We start from the raw sequence: 14,972 nt of genomic DNA on the forward strand, positions 1-14,972 counted from the left end.
AACTAACCCTTCGCGGCCGCCAATTGTGTTCGGTTTTTTGTATACATCTTGAATCCCACATACGTAAGAGCACTAGATCCCCGGACAGATGTAAATCATACTCTCTAAAAAATATAAAAAGCCCCCGGCGCGAATAGCGCCAAGGGCTGCTGTATCCTAGTAAAGCGTCATGTACTGATCTCTTTCCCACTCGTGGACCTGGGTGCGGTAGATGTCCCATTCGATTTCCTTCAGCTCGTAGAAGTGGGCCAGGGCGTGTTCGCCGAGGGCTTCTGTGATCACGTGGCTGCGGATCATTTCGTTCAGGGCTTCCTTCAGATCGGCTGGCAGACTTGGGATGCCTTCTTCGATCCGCTCTTCTTCGGACATCACATAGATGTTACGGTCGATAGGAGCCGGAAGATCAAGCTGACGCTTGATTCCATCCAGACCTGCCTTCAGCATAACAGCGAGTGCAAGGTAAGGGTTAGCCGCCGGGTCCGGGTTACGAACCTCAACGCGTGTGCTGAGTCCTCTCGAAGCCGGAATACGGATCATCGGGCTACGGTTACTTGCAGACCAGGCTACATAGCAAGGTGCTTCATAACCAGGCACCAGACGTTTGTAAGAGTTGACAGTCGGGTTAGTGATCGCTGCAAAAGCACGTGCGTGCTTCAGAATCCCGGCCATGTAATAACGGGCAGTCTTGCTAAGGCCCAGCTTATCGCTCTCATCGTAGAACATATTCTCTTTGCCTTTGAACAGGGATTGGTGAGCGTGCATACCAGATCCGTTCATACCGAACAGCGGCTTAGGCATAAAGGTTGCATGCAGGCCGTGATGGCGGGCTACCGTCTTCACGACAAGCTTGAAGGTCTGAATCTGATCCGCTGCCTTGATGGCATCGGCATATTTGAAGTCAATTTCATGCTGGCCGGAAGCCACTTCGTGGTGGGAGGCTTCAATTTCAAAGCCCATCTCTTCCAGTGTCAATACGATTTCGCGGCGGCAGTTCTCCCCAAGATCCATTGGCGCCAGATCGAAATATCCACCCTGGTCATTCAGCTCGGTTGTCGGATTGCCCTTCTCGTCTGTTCTGAACAGGAAGAATTCCGGCTCCGGTCCAACATTCATAGCTGTAAAGCCCATTTCTTCCGCTTCCTGCAGACAACGCTTGAGGATACCACGCGGGTCTCCGGCAAACGGTGTGCCATCCGGCATGTACACATCACAAATCAGACGTGCCACACGGCTGTCAGTCACCCAAGGGAAGATAACCCAGGTGCTCAGGTCCGGATACAGATACATATCGGATTCTTCAATCCGCACATAACCTTCGATGGACGAGCCATCGAACATCATTTTATTGTCGAGTGCTTTTTCAAGCTGGCTTACCGGAATCTCAACATTCTTGATCGTTCCCAGCAAATCGGTGAATTGCAGGCGAATAAACCGGACGTTCTCGTCCTTGGAAATGCGCAGAATATCCTCTTTAGTAAAGCTCACGTTACCCTCTCCCTTTCAACAGCTCTATATTATTTATTAAAAAACCGGGATAGCTCACCTTGGATCAGAGACACTTGTCCCGGTCTTTTACCGGAAACCAGCTCCTGCTTCAGCAGACGGTGAAGCTGCGAATCAGACAACTCTCTACGTCTCACCTCTGTGTCAGGGGTAATAACCGTAGCTTCTTCAGATTCCTTCGAGACAGGATTCATCACCTGCTTAATGCCGGCAATATTAACACCCTTCTCAATCAACGCCTTGATCTCAAGCAGACGTTCCACATCATTAAAAGAGAACAAACGCTGGTTGCCGGAGGTACGCGCAGGTACGATCAGGCTGTGCTGCTCATAATAACGAATTTGTCTGGCGGATAGATCTGTTAACTTCATTACGATTCCAATCGGAAATAATGCCATATTTCTGCGGATTTCATCACCCATGACTCATCCAACCTTCCAATGATCTTTTTCTCATCTCATTGTACATTTCCTTATATGGCGTGTCAATGGTATGTGAGTTTTTCTCACAAGATTTCTTTCACCCATTGTGAGATTAACAGATCAAAGTGTCCGATGCATGGGATTTGGTTCCCCGAAGTATATCACAAAGAGCAATCCGCAGGCAAAATCCGCCCACATAACAGGGCTTTAGTTCCGATGACGAAATAGGTGCTTTGCGGGGGCCTTAAAGGCTTACTGTACATGTTTCATGGCATGTCACGCTTCAACGACCCATTCCCCTTCTCCAGCCGGAGTCTCGAATCCGTTCAGGAAACGGGTCAGAATCTCCTCGGTAATGGTGAATGCCGCATTGGCATCCATCCGCTCGCTTCTTAACAGGAGCCGCCGCCGTAGCTCTTCAGGCTGTACCTTGAGGAAGATCACAGCCCATTTCCCGCCATACTCCCCGATCAGCTGTTTGTAATCATCCCGGCGCTGCCGCTGCCAGAAGCTGAAATCCACCACCACATGACGCTTCGCCTGAACCAGCTGCACCAGCTCTTTGCGCAGCTTGCGTTCCGACTGTTCCTTCAAGGATTCGTACTCCTCCTCAGGATAATCTATCCCGTAGCGGCCATATGTACTCCAGATATCCTCATCGATGGACAGCCGGACGAACCCCTCATGCTCCAGCTTAAGCGCAAAAGTCGTTTTGCCCGAACCCGCTACTCCGCACATCATGACGACTAGTGGAGCCTTGTCCGCACTCCTTTTCTGCAACAATCCCTCGATTGCTTCTGCTTCGTACATCGGCCTCTGCCTCCTATGTGTTCGAGAACTACAGCAGCTTGCGCTCCCTCATGCTCTGAAGAGCCATTAATACCCCGTATTTGACATGAGAATAGGTTAATCCGCCTTGCATGTACCCGATATACGGTGCGCGGATGGGCGCGTCGGCTGACAGCTCCAGGCTTCCGCCCTGGATGAAGGTCCCGGCAGCCATGATGACTGGATGCTCATATCCCGGCATGTCCCAAGGCTCAGGCACGACGTGGCTGTCTACCGCTGCTGCGCGCTGGATACCTTGTACGAAGGCAATCAGATGCTCGGGTCCGTCAAAAGCCACCGCCTGAATCAGATCCGTACGCGGCTCATGCCAGGCAGGCTTGGTGGTGAAGCCGCAGCGCTGGAATACCGCCGCTGCGAAGATACTTCCCTTCACAGCCTGTCCCACCGTATGCGGGGCCATGAACAGGCCTTGATACAGGCCGCGCGTCGTGCCGAGCATCGCTCCTACCTCACCGCCGATTCCAGGGGCAGTCAGACGGTAGGCCGCCAGCTCCACCAGCTCTGCACGGCCGCAGATATAACCGCCAGTCTCGGCGATTCCGCCGCCGGGATTCTTGATCAGCGAACCGGCGACCAGATCAGCGCCAACCTGCGGCGGCTCCAGCGTCTCTGTGAATTCTCCATAACAGTTATCCACGAATACGATCACATCCGGCTTAATGGCTTTTACCCGTGCTGCCATCTCGCCAATCTCAGCGACCGTGAAGGAAGAACGCCAGTCATAGCCGCGCGAACGCTGGATTCCGATGACCTTAGTCTTGTCATTTATTGCTAAGGCGACCTCCTCCCAGTCAACCTTACCCTCTTCTGTCAGCGCTGTCTCCCGGTAGCCGATGCCGAAATCCGCCAGAGAGCCTGTCCCGTCTCCTGGCTTCCCCACCACCTTGTGCAGCGTATCATAGGGGCGCCCTGTAATGTACAGAAGCTCATCTCCGGGCCGCAGCACACCGAACAGAGCGGTAGATATGGTATGAGTTCCTGAAGCGAAATGCGGCCGGACTAGCGCAGCTTCCGCACCGAATACTTCAGCATAGACCAGATCCAGCACCTCACGCCCCCGGTCATTGTAGGCATAACCGGTAGAACCTGCGAAGTGAAAATCACTCACATGCTGACGCTGGAAGGCTTCGATCACCTTCCACTGATTATGATCCACAATCCGGTCCAGCGCCTTGACCGCACCTTCGATTTCTAGCTCTGCAGCTTCCGCCGCTTGTAATAAATCCTCTGCAAATCCTGCCATGTCCCCTTCATCTCTCCTAACATTCTGTATAATGATGCCCCGCTTCCGCAAGTGATGTACAGCCTGATAGGCATCGATTCCTGGAAAACCCGCACAACAAAGCCTGCCTGGATCAATATCCGAAGCAGACTGTTGCTATGCGGGCTATGAATGCTTCCTATCTTAGCGGTTCATGCCAACTCCCAGCGGGTCAGATAAGCCATTATTGCGGCTCCACGAATTCAGCCAGCTTGTAGCTCCATTTATCGTAGTCCTCTTTATTCAGTCGCACGTTATAGAGTACATCGCTTCCGTCATAATCCTGTTCAAGCACCTCGCCCACCCGATAGAGCAGAGAGGACAGATCCCCGCGGTCACCGGGAATGCGGAAGATCAGAGTATCCCCGGCCAGCTGATCGCTGATGATCTCCGTGATCCGTGAGAGGTCCTCCTCATTAAAAGCACTGATCTTCAGGAAGCCCTCACCGGTAGGGAGCATCTCCAGCTGCTCCGGCTGACACAGATCGATTTTGTTGAACAATACGATCTGCGGCTTGCCTGCCGCGCCCAGATCCTGCAGAATACTCTGAACGACCTCCATCTGCTCCTCACGCATCAGAGAAGAGGAATCTACCACATGCAGCACCAGATTGGCTTCATTGACTTCCTCCAGCGTAGCGCGGAAGGAGGCTACTAGATCATGCGGCAGATTCTGAATGAAGCCGACGGTGTCCGTAAGCACGACCTCCTTGCTGCCCGGAAGCTGAAGCACACGCGAGGTCGGGTCAAGGGTAGCGAACAATTGGTTCTCGATGTACACATCGGCATCGGTCAGCTGCTTCAGCAGCGTGGATTTGCCCGCGTTGGTATAGCCTACCAGTGCCACCTGAACCGCACCGCTCTTGCGGCGGTGTTCACGGTGCAGCTCACGGGTCTTGACCACCTCATCCAGCTGGCGCTTCAGCTCGGTAATCCGGTCACGGATATGCCGGCGGTCCGTCTCCAGCTTGCTCTCTCCGGGACCTCTCGTACCAATTCCGCCTCCCTGACGCGACAGATTCTTGCCTTGCCCGGACAGACGCGGCAGCAGATAAGACAGCTGGGCCAGCTCTACCTGGATGATCCCTTCCCGGGTCTTCGCGCGTCCGGCGAAGATATCGAGAATCAGCTGTGTACGGTCAATGATTTTGAGATCTAGCGCCTCTTCCAGATTACGCACCTGCGCCCCGGACAGCTCCTGATCGAAGATCGCGGTATTCGCGCCAAGCCCGTCAGCGGCCATCCGAAGCTCTTCCACCTTACCTTTACCGATAAACCATCTTGAATCCGGGGTCTCCTTATTCTGCCGTAATACATCCAGCACCTCTACCCCGGCGGTCTCTGCTAATTGTACAAGCTCCTGGAGCGAGAGCTCAGGGTCGATCCCGGTGCGTTTGATCTTGTCAGTTACCAGACTGACAAGAATCGCCCGGTCCTGCACTTCTGTCTCTGTGTCATGTGTTGTAGTTGCCATTCATTCCATGCTCCTCATCTATTCTTCCTGGACTATCCTTTTAAATCCTCGGTCCGCAGCGTCATCAGCTCCTGCTTGCCCGGACTTGTACTCTCATACTGGTTCAAGAGCCGCACAGCCTGTGCGCGTACCGCCTTCTCAATACTGTTGCGTACATACCTTGCATTGCTGAAAGCATGCAGACTCTCTGTCTTCTCCATAAGCAAATGCTGCTTGAGTCTGAGTATGGCCTGCGGCATCAAAATATAATCACGGTCCTTGGCCATCAGCTCGGCAATCTGCAGCAGCTGGTCGATGGTATAATCGGGAAATTCAACCTGGATCGGAAACCGCGAGGGCAGACCCGGATTGCTCATCAGAAAATAGTCTATCTCGCCGGAATACCCGGCCAGAATCAGGACAAACTGGCTGCGGTGGTCCTCCATCGATTTCACTAAAGTGTCGATGGCCTCCTTGCCGAAATCCTTGTCTCCGCCGCGGGCCAGACTGTAAGCTTCATCGATGAAGAGAATACCGCCGAGCGCTTTTTTCACCAGATCCCGCGTCTTCTGGGCAGTATGTCCGATATATTCGCCTACCAGATCTGCGCGCTCTACTTCAATCAGATGCCCTTTGCTGAGCACACCCATCCGCTGGAACAGCTTCGCCACAATCCGTGCAACCGTGGTTTTGCCAGTCCCCGGATTGCCCTTGAATACCATATGGTAGGCCTGGCCTCCGGTGGCAAGTCCGGCTTCACTGCGCATCTGGGCCACCTGCAGCAGGGCATAGATCTCGAAGACCAGCTCTTTGATGTTATCCAGACCTACAAGTGCATCCAGCTCCCGGCTCAGCTCCTGGAACAGTCCGCTATGGCTGCCGGGCTTGGGAGCTGCCGTGCCGCCTGCGCTATCAGCCGGCAAGCCGGACACCGGGGCCGGAGCCTGATTATTCAGCACAATGTTAATCTGCCTGGACGGTCTGCGTTCTTCCCGTCCGCTGCTTGCCGCCGCTACATGTCCGTTCACCTAGTTCACCTCATTATACAGGTCTGACTTGCTCTAACCAGTCTATTCCAGTATAAAAGGCGTTATTAGCAGTTTTGGAAATTAGCAGATTTACAGCGACAGCTCCTGCAACTTCCATTTGGTGTAGGCCAGAATCTCGCGGGACTTATACTTAAGCATCGACATCACTTTAGACTCTGTGACGCCAAGCTCCGGGTTCTTGTACCCCAGCTTATGCGCAATTTCCAAGGCGCGGCGGCCATGGAAATCATGGGTAATCACGACGGCTGAAGACAAGCCCTCCTGCTGCATGACTGTCTTGCTGAAGAGCAGGTTCTCGTAAGTGCTGGTAGACTGGTCCTCCAGATAGATCACCTTATCCGGTACTCCATGGGCAACCAGATACCTCTGCATGCCTTCGGCTTCTGTGTACTTATACTCCGGCTGATCCAGCCCTCCAGAGACAACAAAATGGCTGAATGCACCAGACTTGTACAGCTCAAGCGCATAATCCAGCCGTTCCTTCAGCCCGGGACTCGGTTCATCCCCCCACATCGACATCCCCAGAATAACTCCGGCGTCCGCCTTCACCATGGGCGAGGTGGTTGCTGCACTGTTAATTCTGTTAAAAGCTACTCCGCACCAGATGAATCCGGCCACAATCAGTACCAGCAGCGAAACCGCCAGCACCCGCTTTGTACGGTGATGGCGCTTGCGCGACACTTTACGGATCGGGGATGAACCCCGATGATAGACATACCAATCCATGATCTACTTCCTCCTAAATTCTCCGTGATGAAACAATTCGGCACGATGCTTCAGTGAAAGGGAGAAATACGGAAAGGCATGAGCGTCTATCGCACGCAGTATTGCATTGGCTGTTGACCAGGCTAACTGGTAATCACTGTCCGTGATATCTTCCCGCTCCAGCGCTTCCTCCAGCTCATCCTCATCCAGCAAAAACACTTCACCATTCCACAGTACGACAACATCCAGATACAGATCGTCGAACCAGGGAACCCCTTGATCGGTCACACCCTGGACCTTGCAGGTATCAATGTACCACTGCACAATATTTTGCCGTTCATCAAACATGGCCGTCACAATATAGTGGCTGTCCTTGGGAAAATACTGCAGCCATGAATATCCCTTGTCCGCAATGCGGTATGTATGCCTGCCGTAACTCTTCCATAGCGGCTCCTTCAGCCCGTATATAGTGTAGAGTGTGATATAACCGCTGAACTCCCGGGTCTCCACATAGCGGCAGGCAAAATGGCGGCGGGTAATCCTGCGCCAGTTGGCCCGGTCTCCGAATTTACGTTTCATATGAATAACCCTCTTCTGATAATGGTGCATTCAGCTTAACACATTTTGCAGAGACACTCAAAACAAGAAAACCCCGACATCCGGCAATTCTGCATCGCGCAGAGCTCCCGGAGCTGTCAGGGTAATCGTTCATGCTATGAATTTGACTTCAAGTCAGTCTAATGCACATTGCCGGGTCCTTCGACAAAACCGCTGCCCGGATCACTTGCCGGATCGGTTCCGGCATTCGGGTCAGGGATGATTCCGGGATCAACCGTACCGGTTGTCGCCTCCGGTGTCGGTAACGGCTCTGTCGTGGCAGGCGCAGGCGGCGGTGTTATCTCAGGCGGGGATGTGGCGGCTCCGCTGCCGTTATCCCCGCCTTGACCATTGCCGTTATTACCTGGACCGTGATTGCCTGGACCATTATTACCTGATCCGTTATTCCCAGGTCCATTGTCTGGCGGATTGCCGCCGTTCTCTCCAGTTCCGGAATCGCCGCCGTTATCGGGGCTATCCGTAGGCAGATTCGGGTCAGGCGTCATCTCCGGCTCAGGGGTCTGAAGCTCATCCTGAACGGACACCGTTATAGTCTCAGAAGGCTCGCTCTCCTGATCTAGTTCCTGATAATACGCGGTAACATAATACTCGTAAGACAGTCCCGGCATCGCACTGATGTCCCCTATATTAGATGCCATGGTATTCATGAGCGAAGTGAATTCCGCCTCTGACGTCTCGCGGCGGTATATACGGTACTCTACCCCGCTGGCCGCAGCAGGATTCCAGCTCATATTGACCGTCATCGTGGATGGATCATACGCAGCCTGGAAGCCCGTTACCGCCGATACCGCTTCAGGCGTCGGCGTAGCCTCTACCTCTGGAGCAGCGCCCTTCGGTACCGGGAACTGTTTGGCAGGTACACCTTCGAGCGCCTTCTCCATGACCTTGCCCCAGAAGGCAGCGGCCAGCGGACTGCTGTTCTTCAGCAGATGGGTCTTGCTCGGCTTGTCGTAGCCCATCCATACCGCTGCCGTCCATTCCGGCGTATAGCCGACGAACCAGACATCACGGTTCGAGCTGATGCCCTTATATCCGCTTTGTGTTGTACCGGTCTTACCGGCTACCGGACGGTTAATTTTCGCTTTTTTACCTGTACCGTCCTGTACAACACGCTGCATCATCTCTGTCATCTGATAGGCCGTCTGTTCACTCATCACACGGTCTGCCTTGGTGTTCGCCTTGTAGACGGTCTTGTCATCAGCGTCAGCTATAGACTTGATCGAGTATGCCTCCCGCAGTTCTCCCCCGTTAGCAAAGGCACTGTAGGCCTGGGCCATCTCCATCGTGTTCGTTCCCTCACTCATCCCGCCCAGGGCGAGCGACAGGTTCTTGTCTTCATCCTTCAGGTTGATGCCCAGCTTCTTGGCGAACTGGAAGCCGGTATTCACGCCGATCTCATTCAGCAGCCAGACCGCCGGAATATTCTCCGACTTCGTCAGCGCATCGCTCATACTGATCGACTTCGAGTATCCGTGCAGATTGTTCGGACAATATTTGCCGAAGCACTGCTTCTCATTGCTCAGCATGGAATCATTTGTGAATTTGCCGGATTCCAGTGCCGGTGCATAGGATACCAGGGGCTTGAAGGCAGAGCCCGGTGAGCGGCGGCTGCCGTCGATCCGGCTGTAGCCTTTTTTCTCATAATTACGTCCGCCCATCAAGGCTACAACGCTGCCGTTCTCCTGATTCACAATGGTCATCGAGCCTTGTACCAGCTCATCGTCCACACTTTTCTCGAAGTTATCACTGTCGGCAAAAGCATCCTCAATCGTCTCCTGGGCATGCTTATCCATAGTTGTGTAAATCTTATACCCGCCGATGTTGAGATCATCCTCGGTCAGCCCGAATTTGTCCTCAGCCTCACCAATCGCATAATCAATGAATGCCTGGTAGCGCTGCTTCTTCTCAGGCGGCTTGTAGTTATAATCCACAGCCTTCGCCTCGTCCATCTGCTCCTTGGTAATAAGCTTCTGCTCATACATGAGTTGAAGCACTACGCCCCGGCGTTCCTTCGACAGCTCAGGGTTACGCAACGGATTATAGCGGGACGGCCCTTTGGGCATTGCAGCCAGAGTGGCTATTTCCCAAAGCTCAAGTTTATTCAGATCACTTTCCCCGAAATAACGGATGGAAGCGGCCTTAATCCCATAAGTGGTTCCGCCGAACGGAATCCGGTTCAAATACATCGTGATAATACTCTCTTTGGATTCTTGCTTCTCCAGTGCAACGGCAATCGACACCTCGGTCGCCTTACGGAAGAAGGTCTTGTCGCGGTTCAGAAAGATGTTCTTCGCCAGCTGCTGGGTAATTGTACTCCCGCCTTCTACCATACTGCGGGCCGCAATATCCTTAACGGCCGCGCGTCCGATGGACCAGAGGTCCACCCCGTTATGCTCGAAGAATCGTTTATCCTCGGTGGCTACGAATGCTTTAACCAGCATCTGGGGAAGATCCTCATATTCCACCGGATCGCTTTTCTCCAATGACAGCTCGCCGATCAGGTTCCGGTTCCGGTCAAAAATCTGTGTCGGCGGATTGATCGTCAGCTTGTCCCTGTTCTCATCCAGCAGCTTCTGCCCGTTCAGCATGATGAACAAATAACCGCCCAGCGCACAAAAAATAGCTAGCGCAATTGAAAAAAACAAACTCCACAGCACACGTTTTTTGGTTAAGAATCTTTTCTTTTTTTTCTTCGGCTTCCCTTGGGAGCTTGGCGGCTGACTTCCTCTGTTTCTGTTGCCGCCGCTCCGGGTTAACTGGTCTCTGGACATGCTGCCTCCTGACTCCCTTAACGGAAAAAACGTAAATGATGTTCACGAATGAAAAGAACAACCTTCGCAGGTTGCTCTCTCGCACTCTCTATTCAAACGATTTATAAACAAAAAGGTTTCGCTTCAAGACGGTAAAATCTTAATTCTCGTTATTGTTGTCCTGCATCAGTGATACGCTCCGCTGCGGCGTAAATGTGGAGATCGCATGCTTGTACACCATCTGCTGGCGCCCGTCACTGTCGATGACAATGGTGAAGTTGTCGAACGCTTTGATAATTCCCCGGATTTGAAAGCCGTTGGTCAAATATACTGTAGCAGGGATATTCTCTTTGCGCAGCTGGTTCAAGAACGTATCTTGAATATTAATGGACTTGTTCATATGACGTACCCCCAATGGTTCAATTAGATTGTTCAGAAGTATATTCAAGACCTGTAAGAAACTTTCCTGCTATTATACCATTTAATTTTGCAAAATTCTCAGAAAAGTTTTGGCTCTCCAGGACGTCAATCCACTGAATCTCCTTCATGTGGCGAAACCATGACAACTGACGCTTGGCAAACCGGCGGGTATCACGCTTCAGCAGCACCACGGCTTCCTCAAGCGTCATCTCCCCCTCCAGGTAGGCGGCAATTTCCTTATAGCCCAGACCCTGCATAGACACAAGACTCCTGCCGTAGCCTTGATCCAGCAGCCGCTGCACCTCAGGCACGAGGCCCTCCGCCAGCATCTGATCGATTCGCTCTTCAATACGTTTATATAGTATTTTCCGGTCCATTGTCAAACCGATCAGGCATAAATCATATGGAGACTCCTTATTCTGGCCGGCCAGCGAGTCGGATAACGGGACGTTCGTCTGGTGAAAAATCTCCAGCGCGCGGATGATCCGCCTGCGGTCATTGGGATGCAGCCGCTCCGCGCTGGCCGGGTCTACCGCTGCCAGACGGGCATGCAGGGCATCAGCCCCATGCTCCTCGGCGTAGGCCTCCTGCTGCTCGCGGAAAGCCTCGTCAGCCACCGCTTCGGAGAAGCGGAAGCCGTAGCATAACGATTCAATATACAGTCCAGTTCCGCCCACAATAAAAGGCAGCTTGCCTCGCGCACTGATCTCCTCAATCAGCCGTGCTCCCTGCTCCTGGAATTCAGCCGTGGAATAGGCATCCTGCGGATCATGAATATCAATCAGATGATGGGGAATGCCCTTCATCTCGGCAGGCGTGATCTTGGCCGTACCGATATCCATCCCGCGGTAGACCTGCATCGAATCCCCGGAGATGATCTCGGCTCCGTGAGCCTCGGCCAGCTCCAGACTCAGTCTGGTCTTGCCGACCGCTGTCGGACCCAGCAGTACAAGCACTTTGCGTTTCTTCTTAGTTGTCAATGGTAATCACCCCGTACGATGTTTTGGCATTGGCCCGCAGCAGCTCCTTGAAGCCCAGCCGGGTGAACTCTCCGCTCAGCGCCTTCTCCTTCAGCAGCACAGTCTTGCGCGCAACCCTCGTTGCCTCAGCCACGCTATCAGCTGACAATGCAGCCGGATTGGCGAATTGCCGCAGCGGCGAGATCGCCGCCGAATCCGTCAGCGGCACCCGGAACATCGGATCGAAGTATACGATGTCGATGCTCTTGTCGGGCTGGGCCCGCAAATATTCCAGATGGTCCCCGTGCTGCACATCAATACGGCGCAGCGCTTCGTTCACCTTCACCTGGCCAGAGACATACCCGCTCATCCCTTCCAGCAGGAGAGCATACAATGGCAGCGAGCTCTCCAGTGCCGTCACCTTGGAGGTCTCCCCTCCGGTGACTGCGAACAGCAGCGAATCCGCTCCGAGTCCGGCCGTGCAGTCCAGCACGCTGTCGCCGGGGAGCATGCCTGCGGCATCAATCATAGGGTCCGGCTCGCCTCTTAAGATTCTTTTGGCGCGGACAAACCCCATGCTGGGATGGAATTCCATCGGCGGCATTCCCGGCGTAATCAGCCGGACGGCCTCCTGCAGAACCACCAGAATCTGTTCGTCCCCGTAATGCTCCACCAGCTTGCCCATCGAGAATTTCGCTCTCGGAGCATAGGCACAGCCTGTGCGGTCCGCAAGCTCCCGGGCCCGGGCCACCACTTGCGGTATCGGGTCAAAGCCCGTCGTTATAATCATGTTGCCTCCGTTCTGCACTCTATAAATGTACAATATAGCCACTACATAACGCGCTTAAACAGCTTCTCCAGATCATAGGCCGAGAACGACACAACGATCGGGCGTCCATGCGGGCAGGTATAAGGCTGACGGCAGGCCGCGAGCCTGCTGAGGAGCGATTCCACTTCCAGCTCTGTAAGCTTCTGGTTGGCTTTGATCGAAGCCTTGCAGGAGCAGAGAATGGAGGATTTCTCGCGCAGCTTGGCGAGGTCAATCGACCTTTCGCTCAGCACCCACTCTGCCATCTCTTCAATTACCGCCTTTTCGTCCCCTTCCGGGAACCAGTATGGCAGAGAACGTACCAGGAAGGTCTGTCCGCCAAAATGCTCAAGCACGACCCCCGCCTGCTCGAACCAATGCAGCCGTTCGCTAAGCTGCCTGCTCTCCGAAGGCGTGAACTCCAGCGTAATCGGCAGCAAAAGCTCCTGTGAGGCATCTTCAGGCTTGCCGAATTTCTCATAATAAAATTCATAATTCACCCGCTCATGCGCAGCGTGCTGGTCAATCAGGTACAGTCCGCTGTCATTCTGGGCGATAATATAGGTTCCGTGATGCTGGCCGATATAATTCAGCTCGGGAAACTGCGGAAGACCGGAGCCGATCTGCTCCACAGGAGCGTATAGCTCCCCGGCCGCCTGCTGTTGCCCCCGGCCAGCCATAGCTGCCTCTGGGCGGTAGCTTTCGCGGGGACCGGAGGACGGCTGGCGGTATGAACCCTGGGCGGCGTTCCCGCCGCTGTATGCAGCGGCCGTCTCTCTGGCCTGCTGCTGCTCCTGTGCATTGCTGCCGCTATAAGGCCGGGTATTCCCGGGTGCTTGGGCAGCCGTATAAGGGCCTTCTGCGGCTGGAGCGGCAGCGTCCGTTAATGGACCAGCGCTGCCGGAGAACGGAGCGCCGCTCCCTCCGCTGGAAGGCAGCTGGTTGCCCGCTGCGACGCCAGCACCGCCAGGCATTCCCTGGCCGTAGCTGCGCGGATCTGCTGACTTGTCCGCACCGCCCGCTTCCGTACCTTGCTGGATATTGCCCGGAGCTGCGCCTTTGGAGAAGGCGAATTGCTCCTGAATGAATGAGCTGCTGTTCTTGCCGCCGATGATCTCCTTGGTGGGGCGCGGAATCAGGCTCTGGCCCATCAGCAGCGAGCGGAGCTGCTGCTCTATGAATCCGTACAGCTCGGGTTCCTTGCTGAAGCGTACTTCAAGCTTGGCCGGATGCACGTTGACATCCACCAGCGACGGGTGCATCTCCAGCTTCAGGACCAGCAGCGGATAACGGTTAATCGGCAGCAGCGTATGGTAAGCGCGCATGATGGCCGCGTTCAGCCCGTTGCTGCGGATGTAACGTCCCCCGACCAGCGTCGTCACCGCATTGCGGTTCGAGCGTGTCCACTCGGGACGGCTGATATAGCCGGAGATCCGGAAGTCCGGATCTTCCGCCGACACCGGGAGCATAGCCTTGGCGGCTGAGGTGCCATACACAGCGGCAATTACCTGCAGCAGGTCTCCATTGCCCAGCGTATGCAGCAATTGATTGCTGTTATGTTGCAGGGTGAAGGAGATATCCGGATGGGCCAAGGCCATCCGGTACATGGCATCCGAGATATGGCCCAGCTCGGTCTGGATGCTCTTCATATACTTCAGGCGGGCAGGCGTATTATAGAATAACTCCCGTACGGTGAGATCGCTGCCCTTGCCGGAAGCTGCATCTTCATTACGGATGAGCCTTCCGCCCTCGATGTCCAGCACCCGTCCCTTCCCGTCGTCTCCGCTTGCGGTCAGCAGCGTCAGCTTCGATACCGCTGCGATACTCGCCAGCGCTTCTCCACGGAAGCCGAGGCTGGTGATCAGGAAGAGATCACGGCCGCTCGCAATTTTGCTCGTGGCATGGCGGTAGAAGGCGGTCTCGCAATCCTCCGGTTCGATACCCGAGCCGTTATCCTTCACCCGGATGCTCTGCAGTCCCCCCTCTTCCACAGAGACTTCAATACGGGTGCTGCCCGCATCGATCGCGTTCTCGACCAGCTCCTTCACCACAGAAGCAGGACGCTCGACTACCTCCCCGGCAGCAATCTGGTTGGCAATATGCTCATCCAGCACATGAATTTTAGCCATATTCGTTCACCCCGCATGTATTTATTTTATAGATAATATTGAACAT

General features: G+C 54.2%; 13 protein-coding genes. All 13 read right to left on the minus strand.

The features are described 5' to 3' along the window. Positions 1 to 156: 156 nt before the first annotated feature. Positions 157 to 1,485, minus strand: a complete 1,329-nt coding sequence (glnA, locus tag MKY86_RS16430; protein ID WP_036724635.1) for a type I glutamate--ammonia ligase — start codon at positions 1,483 to 1,485, stop codon at positions 157 to 159. A gap of 29 nt (positions 1,486 to 1,514) precedes the next feature. Continuing rightward, a complete protein-coding gene (locus MKY86_RS16435; RefSeq protein ID WP_019910684.1) occupies positions 1,515 to 1,925 on the minus strand; it encodes a MerR family transcriptional regulator in 411 nt (136 codons plus the stop codon). A 276-nt stretch (positions 1,926 to 2,201) separates the two neighbouring features. Beyond that, positions 2,202 to 2,735, minus strand: coding sequence for an AAA family ATPase (locus MKY86_RS16440; RefSeq protein WP_076079351.1), 534 nt, complete (start codon positions 2,733 to 2,735; stop codon positions 2,202 to 2,204). Between the two features lie 28 nt (positions 2,736 to 2,763). Continuing rightward, positions 2,764 to 4,017: a methionine gamma-lyase family protein gene (locus MKY86_RS16445; RefSeq protein ID WP_076079352.1), complete on the minus strand. Its 1,254-nt coding sequence runs from the start codon at positions 4,015 to 4,017 to the stop codon at positions 2,764 to 2,766. 202 nt (positions 4,018 to 4,219) lie between these two features. Beyond that, the gene (gene hflX / locus MKY86_RS16450; protein WP_076079353.1) at positions 4,220 to 5,509 is read right to left on the minus strand and encodes a GTPase HflX; all 1,290 of its coding nucleotides are present in this window, start codon (positions 5,507 to 5,509) and stop codon (positions 4,220 to 4,222) included. A gap of 32 nt (positions 5,510 to 5,541) precedes the next feature. After that, positions 5,542 to 6,516, minus strand: a complete 975-nt coding sequence (locus MKY86_RS16455) for an AAA family ATPase (RefSeq protein ID WP_076079354.1) — start codon at positions 6,514 to 6,516, stop codon at positions 5,542 to 5,544. A 90-nt stretch (positions 6,517 to 6,606) separates the two neighbouring features. Next, the gene (locus MKY86_RS16460; RefSeq protein WP_076079355.1) at positions 6,607 to 7,263 is read right to left on the minus strand and encodes a YdcF family protein; all 657 of its coding nucleotides are present in this window, start codon (positions 7,261 to 7,263) and stop codon (positions 6,607 to 6,609) included. A 3-nt stretch (positions 7,264 to 7,266) separates the two neighbouring features. Continuing rightward, entirely contained in the window at positions 7,267 to 7,821 is a 555-nt protein-coding gene (locus MKY86_RS16465; protein ID WP_076079356.1) for a DUF402 domain-containing protein, read from the minus strand. A gap of 158 nt (positions 7,822 to 7,979) precedes the next feature. Then, positions 7,980 to 10,631 carry a transglycosylase domain-containing protein gene (locus tag MKY86_RS16470; RefSeq protein WP_076079357.1) on the minus strand — a complete coding sequence of 884 codons (2,652 nt, stop codon included), beginning with the start codon at positions 10,629 to 10,631 and terminating at the stop codon, positions 7,980 to 7,982. A 139-nt stretch (positions 10,632 to 10,770) separates the two neighbouring features. Next, on the minus strand, positions 10,771 to 11,010 hold the full coding sequence (gene hfq / locus MKY86_RS16475; RefSeq protein ID WP_036695479.1) for an RNA chaperone Hfq: 240 nt from the start codon (positions 11,008 to 11,010) through the stop codon (positions 10,771 to 10,773). 19 nt (positions 11,011 to 11,029) lie between these two features. Beyond that, the gene (gene miaA, locus MKY86_RS16480) at positions 11,030 to 12,010 is read right to left on the minus strand and encodes a tRNA (adenosine(37)-N6)-dimethylallyltransferase MiaA (protein WP_076079358.1); all 981 of its coding nucleotides are present in this window, start codon (positions 12,008 to 12,010) and stop codon (positions 11,030 to 11,032) included. After that, complete coding sequence (locus MKY86_RS16485) at positions 12,000 to 12,779, minus strand: class I SAM-dependent methyltransferase (protein WP_076079359.1); 780 nt, start codon at positions 12,777 to 12,779, stop codon at positions 12,000 to 12,002. Before MKY86_RS16485 ends, miaA begins: the two co-directional genes overlap by 11 nt. Positions 12,780 to 12,820: 41 nt before the next feature. Then, positions 12,821 to 14,926: a DNA mismatch repair endonuclease MutL gene (gene mutL, locus MKY86_RS16490; protein ID WP_076079360.1), complete on the minus strand. Its 2,106-nt coding sequence runs from the start codon at positions 14,924 to 14,926 to the stop codon at positions 12,821 to 12,823. Between the last annotated feature and the right edge of the window lie 46 nt (positions 14,927 to 14,972).

This window comes from Paenibacillus sp. FSL R7-0333 (genome assembly GCF_038000365.1).
GTDB classification, from domain to species: Bacteria; Bacillota; Bacilli; order Paenibacillales; family Paenibacillaceae; genus Paenibacillus_AQ; species Paenibacillus_AQ silagei.

What these genes read in the sequence shown, in the direction of transcription:
- MKY86_RS16435 (WP_019910684.1), bottom strand. Translation starts at nt 1,925, where the DNA reads ATGGGTGATGAAATCCGCAGAAATATGGCATTATTTCCGATTGGAATC.
- MKY86_RS16440 (WP_076079351.1), bottom strand. Translation starts at nt 2,735, where the DNA reads ATGTACGAAGCAGAAGCAATCGAGGGATTGTTGCAGAAAAGGAGTGCG.
- MKY86_RS16445 (WP_076079352.1), bottom strand. Translation starts at nt 4,017, where the DNA reads ATGGCAGGATTTGCAGAGGATTTATTACAAGCGGCGGAAGCTGCAGAG.
- hflX (WP_076079353.1), bottom strand. Translation starts at nt 5,509, where the DNA reads ATGGCAACTACAACACATGACACAGAGACAGAAGTGCAGGACCGGGCG.
- MKY86_RS16460 (WP_076079355.1), bottom strand. Translation starts at nt 7,263, where the DNA reads ATGGATTGGTATGTCTATCATCGGGGTTCATCCCCGATCCGTAAAGTG.
- MKY86_RS16465 (WP_076079356.1), bottom strand. Translation starts at nt 7,821, where the DNA reads ATGAAACGTAAATTCGGAGACCGGGCCAACTGGCGCAGGATTACCCGC.
- MKY86_RS16470 (WP_076079357.1), bottom strand. Translation starts at nt 10,631, where the DNA reads ATGTCCAGAGACCAGTTAACCCGGAGCGGCGGCAACAGAAACAGAGGA.
- hfq (WP_036695479.1), bottom strand. Translation starts at nt 11,010, where the DNA reads ATGAACAAGTCCATTAATATTCAAGATACGTTCTTGAACCAGCTGCGC.
- MKY86_RS16485 (WP_076079359.1), bottom strand. Translation starts at nt 12,779, where the DNA reads ATGATTATAACGACGGGCTTTGACCCGATACCGCAAGTGGTGGCCCGG.
- mutL (WP_076079360.1), bottom strand. Translation starts at nt 14,926, where the DNA reads ATGGCTAAAATTCATGTGCTGGATGAGCATATTGCCAACCAGATTGCT.